Raw genomic sequence first — 23,371 nt, 5'->3', positions numbered from 1 at the left:
TGGGTTGTTCCCTCGGACCGCTTTTGTGCGGTCAGCCATGCTTATCGACGCCCCCTGCGGTCTCCGCGATCTTTCGCAGGGCGGCCAGATGTCTGTTCAGGGCGGTGTTTCCGGCAGGGGTGAGAGATACCCACACCGTGTCCTTGGCGCGACTGGAACCGTATTCACGGTGACGGGTGATGTACCCGTGAGAGCCGAGCACTCCCAGTTGCTTCGACAGAGTGGCGGCACTCAACGCAGTTACTTCCCGGAGGGTAGCGAACTTCATCTCCCGGTCGAGGCCCTCACCTTCGGTCGCTCCTGCCGCTTTCAGGGCTGCGCAGATACGCAATCGGTTGATCGGGTGGATGACGGGATCGAGTTCAGCATTCACCGGAAATCCCCGACAGTCTTGAGTCCGTGGTAGAGGTGCAGGCCGGCCAGGGTCCCGGCGATGAGCCCGATCCATCTGGGTTCAGCGGGGAGCAGGATCGTCATCGGCATCCAGAGGGACCAGCCTGAGGTGAGCCACCATTTACTCTGTTGCCCCTGGTTTTCCTGGCCCAGCGGCTGCCAGGGGCGGTGCCGGACGTAGGGGTTGATCAGTTGTCTGCGAAACAGAAAAAGAAGGAGGAAAAGTAGAGCCAGCAGACCGAACATCCAGAAGAAAAGTTCCCAGACAGCGGCCGTGATCAGAGAGGCAAAAACTAACGCCAGGAGGGCGGTTGCTCCGGGGCTCGGTTTCCACTCAGCCGCCTGGTTGATGGCTGAAATATCAGCCAGGATATCTTTCGCCTCTTCAGGTGAGACATCCCACTTCTTCATGTCTGAACCGTGGTTGTGCATATAACCGACACTATTGCTTTCCAATATAGAAAACAATGGTTGTGTTCCTCTCGGCAGGCCTCAGTGCCGCTCCGTCCGCCGGGCAGCTGGATGTCGCAGTAGTTAAAATAAAAACCGCCACCCCGGAGGGTGACGGTTCCGATAAATTTTCCCGAGGTAATCAGCGCAGGGCGGCGGCGATCCGGTCCCCGACCTCGGTGGTACGCATCGGGGCATCCCCACGTGCTGCGACATCGGCGGCCACCGCGGCCTCGATGCGGGCGGCGTTCTCATCATCGCCCACGTGACGCAGCAGGAGTGCGGCGGAGAGGATCGCGGCGGTAGGATCAGCGATACCCTGGCCGGCGATATCCGGTGCGGAACCGTGGACCGGCTCGAACATGGAGGGGTTGGTGCCGGTGGCGTCGATGTTGCCGGAGGCGGCCAGGCCGATGCCGCCGGAGACCGCGCCTGCTTCATCGGTGAGGATATCGCCGAAGAGGTTGTCGGTGACGATCACATCGAAGCGGGAGGGGTTAGTGACCAGGTAGATGGTCGCCGCGTCGATGTGGCAGTAGTCGATGGTGACCTCAGGGTATTCCTTGGCCACCTCGTTGAGGGTGCGATGCCACATGCCGCCACCGTGGACCAGCACGTTGGTCTTGTGGACCAGGGTGAGGTGCTTGCGGCGGGTCTGGGCCAGCTCGAAGGCGTAGCGGATGACGCGCTCCGCACCGTAGCGGGTGTTCACGGAGGTCTCGTTGGCGATCTCATGCGGGGTGCCCACGCGGATGGCACCACCGTTGCCGGTGTAGGCACCCTCGGTACCTTCGCGGACGACAACGAAGTCAATGTTGCCGGGGTTCTTCAGCGGGGACTCCACACCCTCGTAGAGCTTGGAGGGGCGCAGGTTCACGTGGTGATCCAGGGCGAAACGCAGCTTCAGCAGCAGACCGCGCTCAAGGATGCCCGGGGGCACCTCACCCGGCGCGCCGATGGCGCCGAGGAGGATGGCGTCGAACTCCTTGAGGGCGTTGAGGTCCTCATCGGTGAGGATGTCACCGGTGCGCAGGTAGCGCGCGGCGCCGAGGTCCATGTCGGTGGTCTCGATATCATCGCGGACCGTGTTGAGAACCTTGAGTGCCTCAGCGGTGACCTCGGGGCCGATGCCGTCGCCACCGATAACTGCGAGTTTCATTGTGTGGGATTCCTTTCTCACCATGCGAACTTTTTACTGATACTAACAGGGTGACACACACATCACCCCGCAACCGGGGGCGCTTATCGACGCCCCGCCCCCTCCAGGTGGGGGGTGGGGTGCGGAAAACGGGTCAGGCTTTCCGCTTGGCCTGCCGCCAGGCCCGGAAGAAGACCACGCCCAGCAGCGCCAGGGTGAACCACAGCAGATAACGGTTGACCACCTCAACCACGCTGAGCACCTGCTCACCGAAGTTGAATCCCAGCCACATCATCAAGCCATTGACCGCCAGGATACTGAGCACGTTGATCGCGATCATCACCGGGAAACGGATCTTCAACAGACCTGCCACCGCATTGACGATGGTGCCCGGCACCGGGCCGGGCAGGTAGCCGAAGGGGATCAACCCCACCACCAGAGCCAGGGTGCGGGAGGACTCCGACTCGACACTCCGCTGGAAGAGGCGATGCGCCCGCGGCATGTACTGCAGGGACATGTCAATGAACTCCATGCCCCACCGCCTGCCCATCAGCCAGTAGACCGGCATGAACTTGATCGCACCGATCACCGAGCACAGCAGGTACACCAGGACATGGCCATTACCGATGGAAGCATTCGCACCGGAGACCACCGCACTGGTGTAACCACCGACCAGCAGCGTATAGGCCAGTGGTTCGGTCAGTAGCCAGGCCCGCAGTGGGATCAATGCCAGGGAGAAGATGCCCATGGCGAAGAGCAGCACGAAGAGGATGATGTCCCCCCGCTTCGGTTCCGCCAGAAAACTGGGCAGTTCCGGTTCCTTCTTGGGCTCGGGCTGCGCCACGGCCTCCTGCTCCACCGGTTCCTGCATATCACTCAAGGGTGCCGCCACCTGTCGAAGAGTTCTGCCACGTATCAAGATCTGTCATGTTCCTCACGCTACCTTCCCCCACTCCGGTTGCTGCGCTGGCAAGGCCGGAAAGCAGAAACTCCCCGTTCACCACAGGGAATGTGGCGGGCGGGGAATTTAGGTCACTCAATGGGAGGGGGAAATTAATCCAGGTTCAGCTGGATGACCTCACCGTTGAGATCAGCGGCGATCTGCTCAGCCAGCTCATCGCCGACCTCAGACTCGACACGCAGGATCAGAACGCCACCATCTCCCTTGGCTGCCTGGGTCATGGCGGCAGCCTGGATGTTGATGCCGGCATCGCCCAGACGGGAGCCGACCTTGCCCAAGGCACCCGGGGCATCGGTGTAGCGGACGAAGAGGTTCAGGCCCTCGGCACGCAGGTCCACGCCACGGCCGTTGATCTGGACGAACTTTTCGACGCGCTCCAGGCCGGTCAGGGCACCGACGACGGTGGCCTTCTCGCCGTTGGCACCGATGGCGGTGACCTGGAGGGTGCTGCGGTGGCTGATGGACTCGCTGGCGGTCTCCACCACGAAGTTCAGGCCACGCTCCTCAGCGATGCGCGGGGCGTTGACGAAGGTGACGGACTCCTCGATGATGCCGGAGAAGAGGCCACGGACGGCGGAGAGACCCAGGGCGGAAACTTCCTCGGTGGAAAGCTCGCCGCGGGCGACAACCTCGAGGGTGTTCGGGGCGTCGTGAAGCAGCTTGCCGGCCAGCAGACCGAGCTTGCGGGACAGGTCCAGCCAGACGGCAACCTCTTCGCCGACACGGCCACCGGAGACATTCACGGCATCCGGGACGAACTCGCCGGCCAGGCCCTTGAGGACGGAATCGGCGACGTCGGTACCGGCGCGGTCCTGAGCCTCGACGGTGGAGGCACCCAGGTGCGGGGTGACGACAACCTCGGGCAGCTCGAAGAGCGGGGAATCGGTGCAGGGCTCGGTGGCGTAGACATCGAAGCCGGCGCCACGGATGTGACCGGACTTGATGGCGTCAGCCAGTGCCTGCTCATCAACCAGACCACCACGGGCGGCGTTGATGATGATCTGACCCTTTTTGGCCTTGGCGAGCAGCTCGGCATCGAACATGCCGGCAGTTTCCTTGGTCTTGGGCAGGTGGATGGTCACGAAGTCGGAACGGCCCATCAGCTCATCCAGGTCAACCAGCTCAACATTGAGCTGAGCGGCACGAGCCGGGTTGGCGTAGGGATCGTAGGCGACGATCTTGGTTTCGAAGGCAGCCAGACGCTGAGCAAACAGCTGACCGATGTGGCCGAAGCCCACGATGCCGACGGTCTTGCCGAAGATCTCGACACCCTTGAAGGAGGAGCGCTTCCACTCGCCTTCACGCAGGGTGGCATCCGCAGCCGGGATCTGGCGGGCGGCGGACAGCAGCAGGGAGATCGCGTGCTCACAGGCGGAGTGGATGTTGGAGGTGGGGGCGTTAGCCACCATCACACCCTGAGCGGTGGCGGCATCAATGTCGACATTGTCCAGGCCGACGCCGGCGCGACCGACGATCTTCAGCTTCGGGGCGGCATCCAGCACCTCCTTGTCGACGGTGGTGGCGGAACGAACGAGAAGTGCATCGGCATCGGCAACCGCGGCGAGCAGCTCAGGGCGGTTCGGGCCATCAACCCAGCGCACCTCCACTGCATCTCCCAGTGCATCCACGGTGGACTGCGCAAGCTTATCGGCGATGAGTACTACGGGACGGCTCACAGGTGTGATCTCCTGACATTCTGAGAATTTCAACGTCCCACACCGGCACGACCGCGTCGGATGGGAGGTTGGCTCACGCCGGCTCAGGGTGGCGTGCAACAAAGTACAAGGCTACTGAATAACAGCCCGATAACGCACAGTGAGACGCGCCACCTTACCCCCATTAACGGTTAATCAACAGTTAATGGTATCCCCATGCCCTCCCCAAAAAAGGTTACTGATAAGAGACAAACCAGGGACGGGGGTTGACCTCGAAGGTCTGCTCCGGTGTGAAAGTCGGGAAATCTTCATCGATGAAGTTCTTCCAGGCCATGAAATAGCTGTTGTCATCCAGGCCCTGACGCAGCGCACCCCAGGTGTCGAACTTCTCCCCCGGGGACCCGTGGCCATCGGCGTGCAGCACAAAAGCCAGCTCCGGGTGGGAGGTGTCGATCTGCTCCCGGTCACGCAGCATCTGCAGCTGGAACTGGTGCAGCACAAAAGCCTTCTGGGGCAGGCCATTGTCGGCGACCAGTCCCGCCAGCCACTCCGAAACCTCATTGATCTCCGCCGCATCAGCCGAACCCACGCGTTGCATCGGCTGTTCATCAGGCCCGATCTTCCATTCCGGATCCAGTGCCAGGCCGACATTCGGCAGCTTCAGCAGCTCCTCATAGCGCTTGGCCTGATCCAGGAAGGAGGCCCGGCCGGGCTGCAGGTCAAGCACCGCATAACCACCGGCGTCGATGATGGCATCCACATAGGGACGCAGGTCGTCCACCGGGAACTCATTGGAGAAGTCCCCGTCCTCACCGGGGAACTCCGAGGCGACGGTGGCGATGATCTCGAAGGCGGGGATCACCGGCTCCTCCGAGAACTCCTGGTACTGGTCCACATACTCCTGCACCCGGGCCACCGCCTCAGCCGGGGGCTGCTCCCCCATCAGACCCAGCGCAGGGCCGGAGGGATGCCCGTAGAGAGCGATCATGCGACGACCCGGGAATACCAGGCCACCCCCACCCGGCAGTTCGGCAGTCACCGTCTCACCCAGACGGATCTTCTCCGCCAGTTCCTCGGCCGTGCCGAACTGGGAACCCAACGCCACCAGGGGGTGCTCCGCGAGCCCGGCCACCATCTCCATGGTCTCGGTGTTCAGACGCGGATCATGGTAATCCATCACCCGCACCTCGCCCCCATAAGCTCGGGCATTGGCCACATCAATGGTTGAGGAGGCGGGGCTGGCGATGATCACCGGGGCGGCATCCCCATCCCGGCGGGACTGCCCCGGTAGTGCGGGGAGCTTCTCGCCCTCCGCACCCCGGGTGTCAGGGAATTCCTCCCACTCAGCGGTCAGCAGAATATTCTCATCCGGGTCCAGGGCGGCGGTGGCGGCCACCATCTCCTGGTAGGAACCCACCGACTTCTCATTGAACTGCTTGGCCGTCAGCTCACCCAGCCCCTCCAGGGAGCCATCATCGGCCATGACCTCAAAACCCTCAGCGGCAGGGAAATCCACCAGACCTACGGTGAGCACCTGGCTCACCCCGAGGCGGTCAATCTCCGCCAGGATCGCATCCCGATCCTCGGGAAGGAAACGCAGCACGGGGGCATGAGAGACCACCGCGATGGAGGCGGCCCGCAACTGGGCGGCGGCGCCGGGCCCGGAAAGGACCAGGGTGTCGGACTGATCGAAGAAGAGCCGGCTGGACTCCAGCCCACTGCCCCCGGCCTCTCCGAGCACGCGGGGAGTCTCCCCGAATTTGGGGTCCACATTGCGGTTGACATTCGCCGCCCGAGCCTCGGCATAGGGGCCGGTGGGGGCGGCTGAAGGATCCTGGGAGACACCATCCTGCTCGGCAGCCTGGGAAGTCTGGGTCGAATCGCCCTCACCACTGCTGCAGGCTGCCAGCACCGACGTACTCATGACCACGGCACTCGTCATGGCGATAAGACGACGGAACCGCTTGGGGGAAAGCTGCACGCTGGAACCTCTCACTGAAGAATTAAAAGATAAACAATCACAGGCCGACTCTGGGCATCAGCCTGCCACGGGGTCCTAGTCTACAAAAGCCCCAGGACCTTCAGCCCCGGCGGAGAGATCCGCCTCATCCACGTCCCGGATCGCCGGCTTGCCGATGGCATGCTCGATCAGTCCCAGCAGACGTTGACGACGATCCGCGAAGAAAGCCTCCGCATCCGAGGCATGCAGGAGTTTTGGGTCCAGCTCATGGCTGGCCAGGACCAGATCAAATTCCGTGTCCTCCATCAGGGACTTGTCCTGGACCCGGTTGAGGTAGCGGCCCGGGGCAGCCCCATCCAGCATCACCTGGGTGCGGCGCCCCATGGGGGTGCGGTTGAGCACACTGTCAGCCAGAATCAGATCCACCTCGCGGTCTTCACACCAGCCGCGTGGAAAAATGGCGTGGAAATCGGTGTCCAGATCTTCGTGGGTCCAACGGTCGAAGGGTTGGGCGGTGCGCCAGTCCCGGGCTCCACGGGCCATCAGGAGGGCATAAATTCCCTGCCACACCCCGGAGCTGTCGTTCACGCTCAGCAGGCGGGATTCATTGAACCCGGCATCCCGCACCGTCTTCGGCTCCCGCGCATCCTCCTCCGCCACCCAGCGACTGACCTCATCAACGTCATAACCCATGCGGGTGATCACCGCAGCGGAACCGTAGAGCTCAGCGAAGACCCCGGACCAGAACCAGCGGTGCAGTCGGTCCCAACTGCGGGTGTTGGCCAGTGCCTGCGGATCATCCGCCAGGATCGCCAGGATCACCGCCAAGGGGATCAACTGCGCCGGATAAGGCACCTGACCGGCAGTGAGGATGCACCGCTGGGAGAGGAATACAGCCGCGTCCTGGAAGGCGCTGCGCATGTCCTGCGCCGCTTGGCGGTAGTCCCCCAGGGTCAGCTTGAGAATGTCCTCGCGGTGCCCGGTCGCCCGGCCGCGCCGACCGGTCACCAGCAGGGAAACGGCGGTGAGAAACTCAGTCCGGCCGATGCCGTCAAGCACCGGGTACTCCCGCAGATGGGCACGGGTGCCGCGCCACTGCTCATTGAGTTTGAAGTCAGGGTCCTCACTGGCGAACACAGCGGTGAGAAGCTCAAAGACGTCCATCTGCAGACCACTGGAATTCGCCTGGGCGAAGATGGACCCCACCCCACCCTGAGCAGTTTCCCGGGCCACCCGAATAATCGGCACACTATATCCCGACAGGGGTCGCAGCAGATCATTGTAGAAGTTCCTGATGGGCTGACGCAGTTCCGGTTCCGCCCTTTCGATCAGGTCAAAAAGGAAGTCCGTGGACTCATCCCCCAGCAGTGCGGACACCGGAACACAGAAGTTCTCCAGCGCCGCCCGGGGTTCGCTGAGGCCGCCGGGAATGACGGGGCCGAAGTGCGACATCACCGCACCATGTTCATCCACGGAAAAGACCGCCTCATCCGGCATCACCGGTTCCTGAACTGCGCGACGCAGATCCACGAAGAATTTCCGGGTGACCCGCTTGGAGCGGGAATCAACGGTCTGAACCTGTCCCCGACCGGTGAAGGAGAGATAGAGGGTGGTCAGACGCTGCTGCCCATCGAGCAGCAGCAGGCCCGGGTTCACTCCGGTGTCCGGTGCCCCGGAAATGGGGCGGGGTCGAAAACGCATCGCCTCATTGCGGGTGTCCAGCGCCATCAGGGAACCGATGGGGTAACCACGCAGCACGGTCACCAGCAGGGAACGGATCCGGTCCACATCCCAGGAATAGGTGCGCTGAAAATCAGGGAGCTGCAGATCACCCCGGTCAATTCGGGCGAAAAGATCAGGCAAGGTGTAACTCGGCGTGGCAAATCCCATGCGTATGACTGTAGCCAATCAAGCGAATCGAAGCGCGCTAATCAGTGATGATGACCGCCAGCACTTTCATGGGGCTGATGTTCAGAATTTTCCAGCTGAATCGTAGAATGTCCGATTCCCTGACCGGCGAAGATGGCGTCAGCTGCATCCAGCACCTCACAGCTTCCCACCTGGACCGAATCCGTATCCACCACCAGATGCACGGTGGCCAGCATGTCCTTGCCATCCAGACTCCACACATGCAGGTCATGGACCTCCTGCACACAGTCGATGCCCAACAACCCCGCCTGCAGCTGCTGCGTATCGACGCCGCGGGGAACCCGCTCCAGCAACACCTCCAGGGCCTCGCGCAGCAACCCCAGGGAACGCGGCAGGATGATCGCGGCAATCGCCAGGGAAGCCAGGGTATCGGCGAGCATCCAGCCGGTGTAGCGGATGACCAGGCCGGCGATGATCACCGCCACCGAGGCCAACATGTCGCTGAGCACGTGCAGGAAAGCCCCACGCATATTGAGGTTGCCATGCTGATGGCGCATCAAAACCAGCGCAGAGACACCATTTGCCAGGAAGCCGATCACCGCGACGATCAGCATCAGGTCGGTGTCGATCTCGACTTCACCGCCCAGACGCAATACCGCCTGTGCCACCACCCATATTGAAATCAACGTGACGACGACCGCATTGAACATCGCCGCCAGCACCTCAACCCGGCGATAACCATAGGTGGCGCTGGCCGAGGCGGTCTTCCGGCCGATCAGCATGGCCACCAGCGCGATGATCAGGCCGGTGGAATCGGAGAGCATGTGCATGGCATCCGCCAGCAGTGCCATGGAACCGGACACCAGTCCGCCGATGAGTTCGGCGAAAAAGATCACTGAGGTGAGCGCGATAACGGCCACCAGGGCCCGCAGGGACTGCGGGACATGACTGTGGTCATGATCGTGGTCATGACCCTTCATTTGACTGGATTTAGCGGCACTCATATGTCCAGCTAATCACACCCCGAAAGTTATTGAAAGTCTTTTGAAAACTGGATGTCATTTTCATAACCGCAGGTGGAAGCAGTTTTTGATAGAAGATGCACCGTTCGATGACGTTGCGCCCCTTATATGCCCATATGCCTTATCTTGTCGTTTAACCTTTGGGGTCCTTCCCGACGGGTTGTATGAGTGCTTTTTCGCGGTTTCCGCGTCCCCGTGGGCGTCTGGGGCCAGGACGGGTGGGTTTCGGCGCACCGGCGGGATGCGCCAACATCCGGCAGATGCGGCGATAGCCGGCCCGTACCCGTGCGGGAGTCAGCGCCACTGTCGGTAGGGGCTTGTGCCAGGGCAGACGATGATCCCGGGCCAGGGGCCGGGCCAGCAGCAGTTGGGTATGCGCCACGAGAATGAGCCAGGTCCACCGATCCGCCGCAGCCGGATCCCGTAGCCGCGGTCTGGTCCAGCCGAGGGCCTGCTTAAGGAAGCGGAAAGTGTGCTCCAGATCGAACCGGCGCACATACATCGACCACCAGTGATCCACCTCAGCCCCGTCATCGGGAACAGGCTTGGATACCCACAGCCACACCGGTGTCGGGGACCGGTCACCGGGCAAACGCTCAACCCGTAGTCCGACGACGGTGCCCTTGATGATCGGCAGCTCGCCGTCATGATCCCTCCAGCCGCTGCGGGTACCCAGCTTCGGGTGCATCCTCGCGAACGCAACCGTCTCAGCATGCCCGTAGCGCGCGGTGGTGGTGGCGGTGACCTGGTCAGGTGCCGGATGGGTGGTCGGATCGGCGAGTACCAGCCGGGCCCCGTGGCGCGGTGGCCTCCCTTTGGTGGGCCCGCGGCGTGCCCCGGCTGGGGCGTGGAACACCCGGTCTGAACGCAGCCTGGCGATCAGGGTGACGGGAAGATCGTCCAGCAGCCAGGCCAGGCGCACCACGTCGTAACCGGCGTCGAGGACCACCAGGACATCCAGATCCCCGGCCCGGTGGTGCCGGGCCGGGGTGAGGTGCTCGAGCACCCTGCGTAGTTGGGTGGCGGTCACGGCGGTGGCGTCGTCGTCGGCGTGCAGGCGCACCACATCCAGTAGCGCGGTCCACGAGCAGGCTCCGGTTTCCAGGGCGGCCACGAAGGAGTAGGGCCAGCCCGGGATCATCTGGGCCTGCCCCCGTCCGCGGGGGTAGGTGTGGCAAAACGACCTGTCCGGGCTGGTGGCCGCATCAGGGCGTAGCCAGTTCGACACGTCCACAGCCAGGACGATGCGGTCGCGTCCGGCCGGGCCGGTGATGGTGGGGATCGGGCCCTGGGCCATCAGGTGCTGCAGCCGGGTGGTGTCGAGGTACCCGTGATTGATCGCGTCGTACAAGGCCCCGTGCCCGCGCCTGTGCTCCGCTTCCAGCGACAGGTGCGCGAGATCAGTCACCGGGGACGTTGAGCACGCCACCGTATCGGTGAGCTCGAACAATGCATCACCCCGGCGGGCCAGACACGAGTAGAACTCGGTCCGAAACCGGTCGAGCCGCGCTACGTCGTGTCGGGGTGGCGCTGGGGGTGCTGGATGGTTGATAATCATGATGCGGCCCGCCGTTTCTTTCTTCTTGCGTGGTAACAAGAAGCATCAGCAACGGCGGCCGCTTTTTCTTATCCGACACGCCGGACCAGCACCAATCGAGCATAAACCGCAACTTCAAAGGTTAAACGACAAGCTTATCCGTCTCATCGCGTGAATGTTAGGCGGAGGCGAGTTTCTGGTTGATCAGGGCGTTGAGGGAGATGCCCTCGGCTTCGGCGGCCATGACGAGTCGACGGTGCAGCGAGCGGGAGGTACGCACGTTGAATTTTCCGGAATAGGACCGCTCGCCCAGGGGAATGGGGATGATCTCGCCGACCTGACTCATGTCGTCGAGGACCTCGGCTACCAGGTCAACGAGGCCGTTTTCCGCTTCCTGCCGGTTGGGTGCGAGCCAGGATAAGGAGGGAAATTCCAGCACGGTGGCCACGTACTCCTGGTCTTCTTCCGACCAGGAGACCTGGTAGGTGTATTTATTGGCGTCCATAGTTGTGTCCTCCTTCTAGGATGCTATGCGCTTGAGTGTGTCCACGGCCTCGAGAACCTGGCTGACCTGATAGGCCTTTGCTTTTCCTCCATCGTTTTGGATGTTGACGCGAGGGTTGCCGATCCACGGGGTTTTATAGGTCTGGTGTGAGGTCTTCTTTGAGGGGCGTTTGTCGAAGAAGTGGTCGCAGACCTTTTCCAGTTCGCTAAACCGAATGTTGGTCGGGGAGTTCCGCATCTTTTTCAGGATGTCGTCGATGCTTTTACCCACACCTTCATAGTACTGCATATGGTACTAGATTCAACCCTTGGGGCGCGACAGATCCCTAGCGGGAAAAAGGGCGTGGGTAGAGGCCGTGCACCACCCCCTGTGTGGAGGTGAAATTTGGGCTATTGGAGATAGGTGGGCGTCGGCTTCTTTGACGGTGGCGCAGATTGGTGCTGTTGCAAAGTTGGGTGGAGAGCAGCGAGACTCAGTTTCTCATTCCCTGATGGCCGCTGCGTGTCGGCGTTGTCAGCCTGTCTCGAACACTCGGCTAACGATCGCCGCATCCGGGTTCGGGTGCCCGTAAGCAAACATCGTGCCTTGCCCCTTCCGCAATGAATGCATCGCTTCCATCCCTTTCAACGTCCGATAGGCAGACGTCCGGTTTTTGAACGCCCCCTTCGGCCCCAGGATTCGTTCCAACCGGCCATGATCTCCCTCGAGAACATTGCTGAAGGTATTTCACCTGCCGGTGTTCCACTGTCGGTGGGCAGATGCCTTCTTCCTTGAGCCCGGAGATCGCCTTGGCCAGGGAGGGTGCCTTATCTGTATTAATCACCCGCGGGAACCCAGCCGACGCGTTCGACCGCAGCGTCTTAGCCAGGAAACGTTTCGCTGATGCGACGTTGCGCTTCGGGGAGAGATAGAAGTCCAGGGTATTCCCACCGGCGGTGATCGCACGGTAGAGGTAACACCACTTCTGGGAAGGATCAGTGATATCGAGACTGGTAAGCGCCGATTGACTGAGTTGAAGTTGGCCTACGAGGAGCTTCTTAAATCGGCTTGACACAGCATAGGAGCATCACAGGGGATTTGATCAGGAAGCAGATTTCAGGATAGCAGGACAGCACTCCTCAAACATGGGTGTGGAGGTGGTCTACCACCGCGGAGGAGTGAAAGGACTCTGGATCCCCGAGACCCGAACCATCACCCTGCGGGAAGGGATGGGGCATCGAAAGTTGCGATCAACTTTTGCCCATGAGTTGGGACATGCTGCTCATGATGACTGGCCCATGCAGGATCGGCGCCTCCACGCTCGCCAGGAAAAAGCGGCCGACGAATTTGCAGCCTGTGTCCTCATCACCCCAGAAAGCTATGAGCAAGCTGAACGTTTAGTAGGCTGCCACGAAGGCTCCATGGCCATAGAGCTCGGTGTCACCACCCACATCATCAACGCCTGGCGGAACCTCTACGCCCGCCAATTCGCCTAATTCAGGAGGCCCCCATGAAACGACTTGTCCCACTTATTTTTACCCTCCCTCTACTCCTAACCGGGTGCTCCAGCAGCACTGAAGAAGATCCTTCGGCCGCCACGACTTACTCCTCCACTACGAATGCGCAGAACGAAACCACCGAGACCTCCGCAACACTCTCGGAAGGTGGCGGCACCATCGAAGGAATTGTTGGAAGAGAAGCTGGCTACGACTGTGAAGCAATTGGCGACTGTTCCGTCATGTTCACGGTGGAATCCCTCGAACAGATCGAGCAATGCAACGGGACAGCTTGGGGCGAGCGACCCGAAGGGACCGGCCTAGTCAAGGCGACCATTTTAATCACAACGAAGCCCTCCCCCAACGATTACGATCCCACTACATTCCCTATCTGGACTGACTGGTCAGCTCTCACTAAAGACGGCCTTAACCATGATCTTCCGATGTCTACATGGTGTGACACAGGGGTCCCCGCAGGTGCGGACTGGATGAATCCCGTTCGTCTTGGAGATACCGAACGGAGAGTCCACTTGATGGATGTCCCCGAGGGGTCAACCGCAATCCGACTTACCGCATTGGATGGCGGGCGATGGGAATACCCCCTTCCTGAAAGCACAGGGCAGACTCAAGTTTCGATTGAACCTCAAGAACCGGACACGAAATCTGCCCCCAATTCAGAGGTGCGTACTCCACAAACTCGCTCTTCGGCACCCGTCCCAGCGCCGGTTCCTGCCCCTGCCGTTGCACCGGCCCCAGTTGTCGGATTCACCGGAGCCCCGAGCGTCGAAACCCCGCGCGTGCTTGACAAGCAGATCGCTAGTTGCGGTGACCCCACGATGCACCAGACGGGCACGACATTCTTCACTGATGGAACTTCGGGCTGGACTGAAGCATGCAGTAGCCAAATGCAGCAATAAGAAAAATAACCCCTCCGCCCAGGCGTCCAGACCAGGGGTGAAGGGGCAGTGTCCGACCTACCAATAGATTCAGACAAAGGTGGCCGCCATTTGGGAGCCGCCTCAGCAAAGCTAAAAGTGATAGCCCGATTGGCGAAGACATAGCGAGATCGCTATGTGCAGATCACAGCTATGTGGCTACAGCCCATTCGGGCGTGATGTTCGATAGCCACCAGAGCAATGTCGCGCCACGCTGATAATCTGCAAAACGTAAGCTTTGTCAACTCTCAGAATCGGGATTTACACCATGAAGAAGTTCATTGCGGCAGCCGCAGTCACCGCACTCGCATTGACCCTCACCCCGACCGCAGCCGCGCAAGGCTCATCCGCATTCGGATCTAGCAGTGCTGTAGCGCCGAATCCCACCCCGGATCCGAACTTCGTCTACTACGACGTTTGGCAGGTGGTTGACCTGATCGTCGAAGGCTACGAGCAGCACTACACCAACCGCGGCTACACCATCCATTACACCGCCTCCGACCTGGCGCAAACCTACGCCACTGCCACCCCCTCCCAGCGGAATTACATCCGGGCAGAGGCCGCCGCCTCCGGCATCGACATTCACGTGGAAACCTTCCCAACCAGCACCTACGAGACGAAGTACCAGGAACTCATCAACACTCCCTACGAGTCGTACAAGGCTCAGCTGGTCGGCGCTTACGTCCAGGTTAACCAGCAAACAGTCACCGCGACGATCGTCACCGCCCGATAATCCCCATACCTGCTAAGGAGAAAATCATGGATCAACTTCTTCAGATGAACGACCAGTGGCACATGCTGACCGGCATGCCAGGAGAATCCATCTGTGTGCTCTTCGCCGCAGTCGTCCTCTCCAGCATCCCCCAGGTCCCAGAGACCCTGGCGGTGCTCTCTGCCGTCGGACTGCTCGAAGCGTCAAGCATGTCCAGTTAAACACAAAAATCGCCCCCTTCACCCAGGCCGGGAAGCACGGGGTGAAGGGGCGAAACTTCCAACGAAGCGGGATCGAGCTGGGCACCACCAGCAACCTCATCCGCACCTGGCGCGACCACTACGCAAGGATCAACACACTATGAAACGACTAATCACAGCCGCCACCACGACGGCTCTCGCCCTCAGCCTCACCGGGTGCGGCACCGACACCGCATGGAAAGAAACCGTCGACTACCAGAACAACTGCACCGTCAAATCCTTCCCGGATACCCTCGACCTGTCCGCAACTAAGCTCCCCAACCGAGGTGAAATTGTCGGCGTCTCCATCATCGACGACCTCGCCCTCACCGGTGTATGCCTCCCAGAATGGGACAAAGACAACGCGATAGCCGCATGGGAAAAAGTCAACGACGCTGCCACAAAAGCCAACTCCGAAATCTCGTATGCCAACATGATCGTGCTGAACGCCGGAGGCGATTCGATGGTCAGCGTCACCGCAAACGACGGGGAACCCATCTACGAAGACTTGAACTTTGCAGAAGAATTCGGTACCGACACCACCACATCGTCAGCCACCTCCAAAGCATCTCCTGACCCCGTCGTGCTCGAGCTTGGTGAGACCGCGAACCTAACGGTCGGGGCGGATGGGCCACGCGACATCAATGTCCGCATCGACGACATCAGTGTTTCTGAACAGTGCCACACCGGGCTGAATGGCTACAGCGACGGGCCCTACGACGGCTACTACAACGACCACGGCTACTTCATTCAGATCACTGGAGAATTCGAGGTAATCGAGCACCAGGTCAACTACTCCGTCAGCGGTTGGGACGGCACTACTGCCGACGGGTATGCCGTCGACTTCATGCCTACTTCCGAGTGCAACGACCCTGCCGACGACATGCCAGGCTTCAGGTCGTTCTCCAATCCGATCGACGCGGGGCAGAAAGCTCGAGCAGTCGAGGAGTACTGGGTTGCAGAGCTTCCGGAGAACATCGTCCTTGACGAACCGTACGAGCCGGTGTCCTTCGCGTGGCCGGTCCCTCAAGACATATCCGAGCCCACACCTAGGGAAGGTGCGCCCATCGATCAGTCGACGACCGCCGCCCAGGAAACATCAGCCACCACGCCACAGGGTTCGAGCCAATCCGACCCCTATGCAGAGCACTACTACTCCAGCCCCGACAACCCTGCCCTTGCCGAGCACTACGCCGAACAAGAACGACTCGCTAATATCCCCGTCGCAGACGGCGGCACCTGCCCCGCATACAAGTGTGGATACGGGACCAATGACCAAGGCCAACGAAACCCAACGTCCGGCGAGATCCAGACTCTTGATGGTTGCCAGCAGGGATACATCACCGACCCACAACTCTGTGAAGCTGTCACCTGGGTCGAAACGCACCAATACTAGAACCGCAAAATTGCCCCTCCACCCAGGCGTCCAGACCAGGGGTGAAGGGGCAGTGTCCGACCTACCAATAGATTCAGACAAAGGAAGTATAGACGATGGCGGTTCAACGACGCCCAAAGAAGGGCTCACCGCAGGATAAAGGGCAGAAACCTATCTGGATTGTGCGCTACCGCGACCCCTCAGGCAAAGAGCACTCAAAGAGTTTCCCCACAGAGAAGGCCGCGAAAGCGTACGACGCGCAGCAAGTCGAAGCGATTGCCCGAGGCACATGGTTAGACCCATCCCTGGGAAAAACCACTGGGCGAGAAATCTACGAAGGCTGGATGCACTCAGCCCCACGTCGACAATCCACCATGGACCTGTACCACTACACCCTGAACAAACACCTCCCCCGATCGCTAACTATCCGGCCCGGAAGCTGACCACCAAGCATGTATCGGATTGGTTCAGGGATTTGACGACGTGTCGGTCTTGGTTGTCAAAGGATGATAACGGCTTGGTTCCGGGGACGGCGCGGGATCAGCTTCGGCGTTTGCGGTCGGCTTATCGGTGGGCAATTGAGGAGGGCATTGTGTCACGCTCCCCCGTTGTGGTGCCCAAGCTAGAGAATGATGAGGCCGTGCGTCGAGAAGATATTCCGACCATGGAGGAGGTTAATGTGGTGGTGCGGTTGCTCCGGGAGGGTGCGACCTACACCGAGGTGAAGCAGAAGGGTGCGGAGCCACAGACCTACAAGACCCAGCCGGCACCAGTGATGGCGGATATGATGGTCGCCGCAATGTTGACGGGCATGCGGATCAATGAGCTGTGCGGTCTGATCGTCGATGATCTCGACCTAGACACCGGCACCATCCATCTCACCCAGCAGTTGGATGTGCGCACCAGGAAGCGAGGGCCGTTGAAGTCGCGGGCAGGCCGGCGGGATATTCCGATTGCCCCGCAGCTTGAGGTGATCCTCCGGCGGCAGATATACGAAAAGCGCCCCACAGATTGGGTGTTCTGTGGGGCGCAGGGCCAGTCCTTGAGGTCATCCAGGTTGGCGGTGTATGTGTCTCGCGCTGCGAAGCATGCCGGGGTGGAGCGAGTTCACTTCCATTCCCTGAGGCATTTCTTCGCTTCGTCCCTCATTACGGCGGGTCGGCCGATCCATGAGGTGAGTGCTGTGATGGGGCACTCTAGTGCGTCGATGACGCTGGATGTCTACACCCATATTCTCGACCGGGATGGGACGGGAATGCGGGATGCGATCTCCAGCGCGATCGGTTGCGGGATTTTTGCGGGACATGGGCACCTGAAGGCGGTACCATAAACCCTATTTTACCAGGTCAGACTAGGCGGTCTCGGTCAGCGGGTTCTTGACCCAGCTCATCATGTCGCGCAGCTGGGCACCGGTCTGCTCGATCGGGTGCTTGGCGTACTCGTTACGCAGGCCCTCGAGCTCCTTGTTGCCACCCTCGACGTTGGCGATCAGACGCTTGGTGAAGGTGCCGTCCTGGATATCGGTCAGGATGTCCTTCATGCGGGATTTGGTGTCGGCGTCGATGACACGCGGGCCGGAGATGTAGCCACCGAACTCAGCGGTGTCGGAGACCGAGTAGTTCATGTTGGCGATGCCACCCTCGAACATCAGGTCAACGATCAGCTTGAGCTCGTGCAGAACCTCGAAGTAGGCCATTTCCGGCTCGTAGCCAGCCTCGGTCAGGACCTCGAAACCGGTCTTGACCAGTTCCTCGGTGCCACCGCAGAGCACAGCCTGCTCACCGAAGAGGTCGGTGACGGTCTCAGCCTCGAAGGTGGTGGGGATGATACCTGCACGGCCACCACCGATGGCGGAGGCGTAGGACAGGGCCAGGTCGCGGCCGTTGCCCTTCGGGTCCTGGTGGATGGCGATCAGGCAGGGAACACCCTTGCCATCGACGAACTGACGACGAACCAGGTGGCCCGGGCCCTTCGGGGCAACCATGCCGATGACGATGTTGTCAGCCGGCTTGATCAGCTCGAAGTGGACATTCAGGCCGTGGCCGAAGAAGAGGGCGTCGCCGTCCTTCAGGTTCGGCTCGACATCGTTGGTGAAGATCTCTGCCTGGGAGGTGTCCGGAGCCAGGATCATGATGACGTCGGCCCAGGCAGCAGCCTCAGCGGTGGTCTTGACCTCGAAGCCGGCCTCCTTGGCCTTCTCCGCAGACTTGGAGCCCTCGCGCAGGCCGATGACGACCTCGACACCGGACTCGCGCAGGTTCTGGGAGTGAGCGTGGCCCTGGGAGCCGTAGCCGATGACAGCGACCTTACGGCCCTGGATCAGGGAGAGATCAGCGTCTGCATCGTAAAAAACGTCAATAGCCATGAGTGTGAAACTCACCTTTCGTTGAACAGTCAGTGTGCACCTGCGCTACCGCGGAAGATTTTCGCTTCCACTCAAAGTGCCGGTGACTTTCTTATCAGTATCGCACAATGAGATAGTGCGTGGGTCTTTTGGGTCGCGTTTTGGATTTTTCCTGCGACTTTCCCACCCACGTCTCACCTGATGGGATTTTCGGGTGAGGTTAGCGGGTGGGCCCAGCGGGGGTTAAAACTTGGAGGGCGCCATGGTCTTGGGACCGCGGTTCAGCGCGATCTGACCGGACTGGATCAGCTCCCGGATGCCGAAGGGCTCGAGGACATCCAGCAGGGCACGCAGCTTACCCGGAGTGCCGGTGGCCTCGATGACCACGGACTCCTGGGCAACATCGACCACACGCGCGCGGAAGATATTCGCGGCGTCGACAATCTGGGGGCGATTATTGGCGTCCGCGGCGACCTTGACCAGCATCAGGGCGCGGGCGATAGTGGTGTCCTCATCCAGACGGACGACCTTGAGCACGGGGATGATCTTGTTGAGCTGCTTGGTGATCTGTTCGATGCGTAGCTCATCGGCGTCCACCACAATGGTGATGCGGTTGATGCCCTCGGTGTCGGTCTTGGCTGAGACCAGGGAAACCAGGTTGAAGCCACGACGGGTGAACATCCCCGAGACGCGGGAGATGATGCCCTCGATGTCCTGGACCAGAACGCTGAGGATATTGCGGGTCATTTCGGTGTTCGACATTTAGTTCTCCTCTGCGTTTCGCTCAGCGGCAATGCGTTCTGCGGCATCCTCGGCATGTGCCTCAATCGCCTCATGGATCTCCGCCGGAGATTCCGCGGCGGACTCATCTCCCTCGAAGAAGGGACGAAGATCCTTGGCGTACTGGATATCCGAGTTGGAGGCGCCGGAGGAGATCATCGGCCAGACCTGTGCGTCCTCACCGACGATGAAGTCGATGACCACCGGACGGTCATTGATCTCCCGTGCCTTGCGGATGGCCGGAAGGACCTCCTCTTCCTTGGTGACACGGAAGGAGACGCAACCCAGTCCCTCGGAAAGCTTGACGAAGTCCGGGATGTACTCGTTCTGCTCGCGCAGCTTGGTGTTGGAGTAACGGCCCCCATAGAAGAGGGTCTGCCACTGACGGACCATGCCGAGGTTGCCGTTGTTGATCACGGCGACCTTGATCGGGAAGCCCTCGATGGCGGCGGTGGTCAGCTCCTGGTTGGTCATCTGGAAGCAACCGTCACCGTCAATCGCCCAGACCTCCTTCTCCGGGGTGCCGGCCTTGGCACCCACGGCGGCCGGAACGGCGTAGCCCATGGTGCCCAGACCACCGGAGTTCAGCCAGGTGCGCGGCTTCTCGAAATCGAGGAACTGTGCGGACCACATCTGGTGCTGGCCGACACCGGCGCAGTAGACCGCGTCGGGGCCGACCTCCCGGGAGATGGACTCGATGACGAACTGCGGGGAAAGCATGCCGTCATCGGGCTTTTCATAACCGCGCGGGAAGCGCTGCTTGAGATCGTTGAGTTCAGCAACCCAGGTGTCGATGCGCGGGACGGCCCGCTCCGGATCTGCCTGGTAGGTGTTCAGCAGGGCAACCAGGACCTCCTTGGCGTCGCCGACGATCGGGACCTTGACCGGGCGGATCTTGCCGATCTCGGCCGGGTCGATATCGGCGTGGATGATCTGCGCATCAGGGGCGAAGCTCTCGACCTCACCGGTGACACGGTCGTCGAAACGCGAGCCGATGGCGATCAGCAGGTCGGACTTCTGCATGGCGCCGACCGCCGGGACGGTGCCGTGCATACCGGGCATGCCCATGTGCAGGGGGTGGGAGTTCGGGAAGGATCCCAACGCCATCAGGGTGGTGACGACCGGGATGCCGGTGTACTCCGCGAAGGCCATCAGCTCTGCATGGGCGTTGGACTTGATGACGCCACCGCCGATATAGAGGACGGGTCGCTCGGCCGCGGCGATGAGCTTGACCGCCTGGGAGATCTGGCGGGAGTGCGGGGTGGTCACCGGCTTGTAGCCGGGCAGGTCGATCTGCGGCGGCCAGACGAAGTTGACCTCCGCATTCTGGACATCCTTGGGGATGTCGACCAGGACCGGGCCGGGGCGGCCGGTGGCGGCGAGGTGGAATGCCTCGGCCAGGGCCTGCGGGATGTCATCGGGTTCGGTGACCATGAAGTTGTGCTTGGTGATCGGCATGGTCACACCGCGGATGTCCGCCTCCTGGAAGGCATCGGTACCCAGCAGGCCGGTTCCGACCTGGCCGGTGATGGCCACGATCGGGACGGAGTCCAGGTTGGCATCGGCCAGCGGGGTGACCAGGTTGGTGGCACCCGGGCCGGAGGTGGCGATGCAGACACCGACGCGGCCACTGGACTGCGCATAGCCGGTGGCGGCGTGGCCGGCACCCTGCTCATGGCGGACCAGGACGTGGCGCAGCTTCTCCGAGGAATAGAGCGGGTCATAGAGAGGGAGGACAGCACCACCGGGAATGCCGAACACCACATCGGTGCCGAGCTCCTCCAGGGAACGCACAATTGCCTGGGCACCGGTCATCTTCTCCGGCGTGTTCCGGCCGCGCTGTGCGACCGTCGCCGGAGTGGGCTGTTGCGAAGCTGCCACGTTCACGACTTCTTGGCTCCTAATCTTCAAGAATCATTTATTCTGAAATTTTCCCGCCCCAGTCCCACACTTCCCCACCCCGGGGTCACCGTTGGTCGGGGAGAGTGGCGGTTGTGACGGAAATCATTTTGGCACGTTGTGCGCCGTCGGGTTGCCACGACCACAATGACAAAGCCCTCGAACAGCCACTGTGGTGGGTGCTGTCGAGGGCGCTTGTCGGTACGACTTGTAAGCCGTTACGGCAGGCGCCGCGCGGGTACGTCTACAAGTCGAATAATGATCATGGACCCAATAATACACAGCACCCTCGGCCACGCCCTAAAGGACACCAATCTCTCACCCCCGACCGACGTGTGAGCACCGACACCGCAACTGTCTCCCAGCCAGTTTTAACGGCCTGAACAGGGTGGGTGGAGGGACTAGGCTCTCAGCTTATGCAGCTTCTAAGCCTGAGATACCTCTCCTCCGTCATTTGGGACTGGCTCACCAGCACCGGCCTCGACCTGGCCCTGCTGGTGATCCTCGCACTTCTGGTACCACGGGTCGGCCGATTTGCCCTGTGGTTCATCAACCGCAACATCGAGAAGGCCGCCGAGGACGATCCGGATGCCGCCGATGAAGGCAAGACCCAGCGCGCCCTGGCCGGCGTGGTGGTCTACATCGGGCAGCTGATCGCCTACTTCGTGCTGCTGGTCTTCTTCCTGCAGATGCTGGGCTTCTCCCTGGCGGGTGCGGCGCTTCCGGCGACGGTGCTCTCCGCAGCCATCGGCCTGGGCGCCCAGTCGATCATCGCGGACTTCCTCGCCGGTTTCTTCATCCTCACCGAGAAGCAGTTCGGTGTCGGGGACTGGGTCCGTTTCGAGGGCAACGGGGTGGTCGTGGAGGGCACCATCATCCAGGTGACCATGCGCGCCACCCGGATCCGTACCCTCAAGCAGGAGACGGTGATCGTCCCGAACTCCACCGCCAAGGTCTGCATCAACGCCTCCAACTACTGGTCACGAGCCGTGGTCGTCATCCCCGTGCCGCTGCTGGGTTCCCAGGACTCGGCCGAGGTGATCGCTCGCTCCGAGGCCGCCACCCGCCGCGCCCTGGAACGACCTGAGATCGCCCGGGAACTGCTCGGCGAACTTGATGTCCAACCGGGTGTGGACATCCAGCCACCCGGCGTGGTCGGCATGCCCTGGATGATCGACATGCGCTTCATGATCCAGGTCACCGCCGGCAACCACTGGATGGTGGAACGTGCGGTGCGCACCGAGATCCTCGATGAGTTCTGGGATGAATACGGCTCCGCCACCACCGTCTCCGGCGAACTCCGGGATCAGCTGGTCACCACCCCGCTGGTGAACCCCGAGGAGAACATCAGCCGCGCCTTCCGCAGCGACCCGCTTATCGACGTCGCCTTCGACGACCCCGAGCCCGAGCCCACCAAGCAGGCCCGGCAGACCGAGGATGACGAGGACGTCGATAAGCCTGCCGAACTCGCCACACCCCCCGTGAAGCTCGCCGATGAGCAGGGGCGGGATCCTGCCCGCACCCCGAGCGAAACCATGCAGCCCCACACTGATGAGGAGGAAGCACCCGGGACCATCGAGCTGGAGCCGGTGGAGAATCTCTCCCGTTGGCGGAAGATCAGCACGATCGGTGGTCGGGTCCGAGCCTCCACCACCGGACTGCTGGTGACCCTGATGGTGCTGGTCTTCTTCCGCCTGCTGCTGGTTGAGCCCTCCGAGGAATGGTTGGAGAACAACCCCCGCCCCGCCGCCACCACCGCCCCTGCAGAGCCGACCCCGCAGGAGTCCGAGCCGACGGCCTCGGCCACCCAGCCCACCCAGGAAGCCACCCCGACCGAAACCACGGGTCTGACCCTCGACACTGAAACCACCGGCCCCACCGACACCCCGGGTCAGGAGCAGCAGGACAACACCACCCCGACCGCCGCCACTCAGCCGGAACCCCAGCCGCAACAGCAGCAGACCCCGGCCCCGGCGACCACCCCCACCGCAGGACCGGCCCCGCAGCAGCAGACCCAGCAGCTGCAGACTCAGCCGCAGGGCACCCAGGGCGCGGAAGTTCCGGAGACCGCTGACAGCTTCTAGCCCGGATTACGGGTGGGCGGGGGTGGTGACTACTATGT

20 protein-coding genes and 1 pseudogene are annotated in these 23,371 nt (G+C 61.6%); 6 read left to right on the top strand and 15 right to left on the bottom strand.

What is annotated here, in order from left to right; translation table 11 throughout:
- Positions 1-31: 31 nt before the first annotated feature.
- The 12 genes and pseudogenes from COCCU_RS06130 to COCCU_RS06075 all read right to left on the bottom strand — a co-directional run.
- The gene (locus COCCU_RS06130; RefSeq protein WP_231598892.1) at positions 32-373 is read right to left on the bottom strand and encodes a transcriptional regulator; all 342 of its coding nucleotides are present in this window, start codon (positions 371-373) and stop codon (positions 32-34) included.
- Positions 370-849 carry a hypothetical protein gene (locus COCCU_RS06125; protein WP_156230693.1) on the bottom strand — a complete coding sequence of 160 codons (480 nt, stop codon included), beginning with the start codon at positions 847-849 and terminating at the stop codon, positions 370-372. The genes COCCU_RS06130 and COCCU_RS06125 overlap by 4 nt, the downstream gene beginning before the upstream one ends.
- A 136-nt stretch (positions 850-985) precedes the next feature.
- Positions 986-2,002, bottom strand: a complete 1,017-nt coding sequence (locus COCCU_RS06120; protein WP_156230692.1) for a 3-isopropylmalate dehydrogenase — start codon at positions 2,000-2,002, stop codon at positions 986-988.
- Between the two features lie 133 nt (positions 2,003-2,135).
- On the bottom strand, positions 2,136-2,852 hold the full coding sequence (locus COCCU_RS06115; RefSeq protein ID WP_156232655.1) for a DedA family protein: 717 nt from the start codon (positions 2,850-2,852) through the stop codon (positions 2,136-2,138).
- A 182-nt stretch (positions 2,853-3,034) separates the two neighbouring features.
- A complete protein-coding gene (gene serA / locus COCCU_RS06110; protein ID WP_407924157.1) occupies positions 3,035-4,618 on the bottom strand; it encodes a phosphoglycerate dehydrogenase in 1,584 nt (527 codons plus the stop codon).
- A gap of 214 nt (positions 4,619-4,832) precedes the next feature.
- Positions 4,833-6,539, bottom strand: a complete 1,707-nt coding sequence (locus COCCU_RS06105; RefSeq protein WP_156232651.1) for an MBL fold metallo-hydrolase — start codon at positions 6,537-6,539, stop codon at positions 4,833-4,835.
- 114 nt (positions 6,540-6,653) lie between these two features.
- Positions 6,654-8,447 (bottom strand): GmrSD restriction endonuclease domain-containing protein, encoded by a 1,794-nt coding sequence (locus COCCU_RS06100; RefSeq protein WP_156230691.1) that lies wholly within the window; start codon positions 8,445-8,447, stop codon positions 6,654-6,656.
- Between the two features lie 41 nt (positions 8,448-8,488).
- Positions 8,489-9,406: a cation diffusion facilitator family transporter gene (locus COCCU_RS06095; RefSeq protein ID WP_231598891.1), complete on the bottom strand. Its 918-nt coding sequence runs from the start codon at positions 9,404-9,406 to the stop codon at positions 8,489-8,491.
- A 175-nt stretch (positions 9,407-9,581) separates the two neighbouring features.
- Positions 9,582-11,006, bottom strand: coding sequence for an NF041680 family putative transposase (locus tag COCCU_RS06090; protein WP_156230689.1), 1,425 nt, complete (start codon positions 11,004-11,006; stop codon positions 9,582-9,584).
- A 157-nt stretch (positions 11,007-11,163) separates the two neighbouring features.
- The gene (locus COCCU_RS06085; protein ID WP_156230688.1) at positions 11,164-11,490 is read right to left on the bottom strand and encodes a type II toxin-antitoxin system HicB family antitoxin; all 327 of its coding nucleotides are present in this window, start codon (positions 11,488-11,490) and stop codon (positions 11,164-11,166) included.
- A gap of 15 nt (positions 11,491-11,505) precedes the next feature.
- Positions 11,506-11,760: a toxin HicA gene (locus COCCU_RS06080; protein WP_231598890.1), complete on the bottom strand. Its 255-nt coding sequence runs from the start codon at positions 11,758-11,760 to the stop codon at positions 11,506-11,508.
- Positions 11,761-12,003: 243 nt separating this feature from the next.
- Positions 12,004-12,454 (bottom strand): annotated as a pseudogene (locus COCCU_RS06075) (IS6 family transposase); the annotation flags it as partial.
- A 160-nt stretch (positions 12,455-12,614) separates the two neighbouring features.
- Here COCCU_RS06075 and COCCU_RS06070 point away from each other — a divergent pair.
- The 5 genes from COCCU_RS06070 (at position 12,615) to COCCU_RS06050 (ending at position 17,556) form a co-directional block, all read left to right on the top strand.
- Positions 12,615-12,965 (top strand): ImmA/IrrE family metallo-endopeptidase, encoded by a 351-nt coding sequence (locus COCCU_RS06070; RefSeq protein WP_156230686.1) that lies wholly within the window; start codon positions 12,615-12,617, stop codon positions 12,963-12,965.
- A 1,203-nt stretch (positions 12,966-14,168) separates the two neighbouring features.
- A complete protein-coding gene (locus tag COCCU_RS06065; RefSeq protein WP_156230685.1) occupies positions 14,169-14,633 on the top strand; it encodes a hypothetical protein in 465 nt (154 codons plus the stop codon).
- 26 nt (positions 14,634-14,659) lie between these two features.
- Positions 14,660-14,833, top strand: a complete 174-nt coding sequence (locus COCCU_RS06060) for a hypothetical protein (RefSeq protein WP_156230684.1) — start codon at positions 14,660-14,662, stop codon at positions 14,831-14,833.
- A 139-nt stretch (positions 14,834-14,972) separates the two neighbouring features.
- Positions 14,973-16,247, top strand: a complete 1,275-nt coding sequence (locus tag COCCU_RS06055) for a hypothetical protein (protein ID WP_156230683.1) — start codon at positions 14,973-14,975, stop codon at positions 16,245-16,247.
- Between the two features lie 571 nt (positions 16,248-16,818).
- Positions 16,819-17,556 carry a site-specific integrase gene (locus COCCU_RS06050; RefSeq protein WP_197088450.1) on the top strand — a complete coding sequence of 246 codons (738 nt, stop codon included), beginning with the start codon at positions 16,819-16,821 and terminating at the stop codon, positions 17,554-17,556.
- Between the two features lie 21 nt (positions 17,557-17,577).
- Here COCCU_RS06050 and ilvC read toward each other — a convergent pair whose 3' ends face one another.
- The 3 genes from ilvC to COCCU_RS06035 form a co-directional block, all read right to left on the bottom strand.
- Positions 17,578-18,591, bottom strand: a complete 1,014-nt coding sequence (gene ilvC, locus COCCU_RS06045; protein ID WP_156230681.1) for a ketol-acid reductoisomerase — start codon at positions 18,589-18,591, stop codon at positions 17,578-17,580.
- A 222-nt stretch (positions 18,592-18,813) separates the two neighbouring features.
- Positions 18,814-19,332, bottom strand: coding sequence for an acetolactate synthase small subunit (gene ilvN, locus COCCU_RS06040; protein ID WP_156230680.1), 519 nt, complete (start codon positions 19,330-19,332; stop codon positions 18,814-18,816).
- The gene (locus tag COCCU_RS06035) at positions 19,333-21,237 is read right to left on the bottom strand and encodes an acetolactate synthase large subunit (protein ID WP_156230679.1); all 1,905 of its coding nucleotides are present in this window, start codon (positions 21,235-21,237) and stop codon (positions 19,333-19,335) included.
- Positions 21,238-21,665: 428 nt separating this feature from the next.
- Between COCCU_RS06035 and COCCU_RS06030 the strand changes: the two genes are divergently transcribed.
- Entirely contained in the window at positions 21,666-23,333 is a 1,668-nt protein-coding gene (locus COCCU_RS06030) for a mechanosensitive ion channel domain-containing protein (protein ID WP_156230678.1), read from the top strand.
- Positions 23,334-23,371 lie beyond the last annotated feature (38 nt).

This window comes from Corynebacterium occultum (assembly GCF_009734425.1).
Lineage (GTDB): Bacteria > Actinomycetota > Actinomycetes > Mycobacteriales > Mycobacteriaceae > Corynebacterium > Corynebacterium occultum.
Note: the sequence above shows the minus strand (reverse complement) of the source record. Positions and strands in the feature narration are given on the sequence as shown.

Bases quoted from the DNA above. Each gene is read 5' to 3' on its own strand.
- COCCU_RS06060 (WP_156230684.1), top strand. From the start codon at position 14,660: ATGGATCAACTTCTTCAGATGAACGACCAGTGGCACATGCTGACCGGC.
- COCCU_RS06120 (WP_156230692.1), bottom strand. From the start codon at position 2,002: ATGAAACTCGCAGTTATCGGTGGCGACGGCATCGGCCCCGAGGTCACC.
- COCCU_RS06105 (WP_156232651.1), bottom strand. From the start codon at position 6,539: ATGACGAGTGCCGTGGTCATGAGTACGTCGGTGCTGGCAGCCTGCAGC.
- COCCU_RS06085 (WP_156230688.1), bottom strand. From the start codon at position 11,490: ATGGACGCCAATAAATACACCTACCAGGTCTCCTGGTCGGAAGAAGAC.
- COCCU_RS06070 (WP_156230686.1), top strand. From the start codon at position 12,615: ATGGGTGTGGAGGTGGTCTACCACCGCGGAGGAGTGAAAGGACTCTGG.
- COCCU_RS06055 (WP_156230683.1), top strand. From the start codon at position 14,973: ATGAAACGACTAATCACAGCCGCCACCACGACGGCTCTCGCCCTCAGC.
- COCCU_RS06030 (WP_156230678.1), top strand. From the start codon at position 21,666: ATGCAGCTTCTAAGCCTGAGATACCTCTCCTCCGTCATTTGGGACTGG.
- COCCU_RS06090 (WP_156230689.1), bottom strand. From the start codon at position 11,006: ATGATTATCAACCATCCAGCACCCCCAGCGCCACCCCGACACGACGTA.
- COCCU_RS06115 (WP_156232655.1), bottom strand. From the start codon at position 2,852: ATGCAGGAACCGGTGGAGCAGGAGGCCGTGGCGCAGCCCGAGCCCAAG.
- COCCU_RS06100 (WP_156230691.1), bottom strand. From the start codon at position 8,447: ATGGGATTTGCCACGCCGAGTTACACCTTGCCTGATCTTTTCGCCCGA.
- COCCU_RS06095 (WP_231598891.1), bottom strand. From the start codon at position 9,406: ATGAAGGGTCATGACCACGATCATGACCACAGTCATGTCCCGCAGTCC.
- COCCU_RS06065 (WP_156230685.1), top strand. From the start codon at position 14,169: ATGAAGAAGTTCATTGCGGCAGCCGCAGTCACCGCACTCGCATTGACC.
- ilvN (WP_156230680.1), bottom strand. From the start codon at position 19,332: ATGTCGAACACCGAAATGACCCGCAATATCCTCAGCGTTCTGGTCCAG.
- ilvC (WP_156230681.1), bottom strand. From the start codon at position 18,591: ATGGCTATTGACGTTTTTTACGATGCAGACGCTGATCTCTCCCTGATC.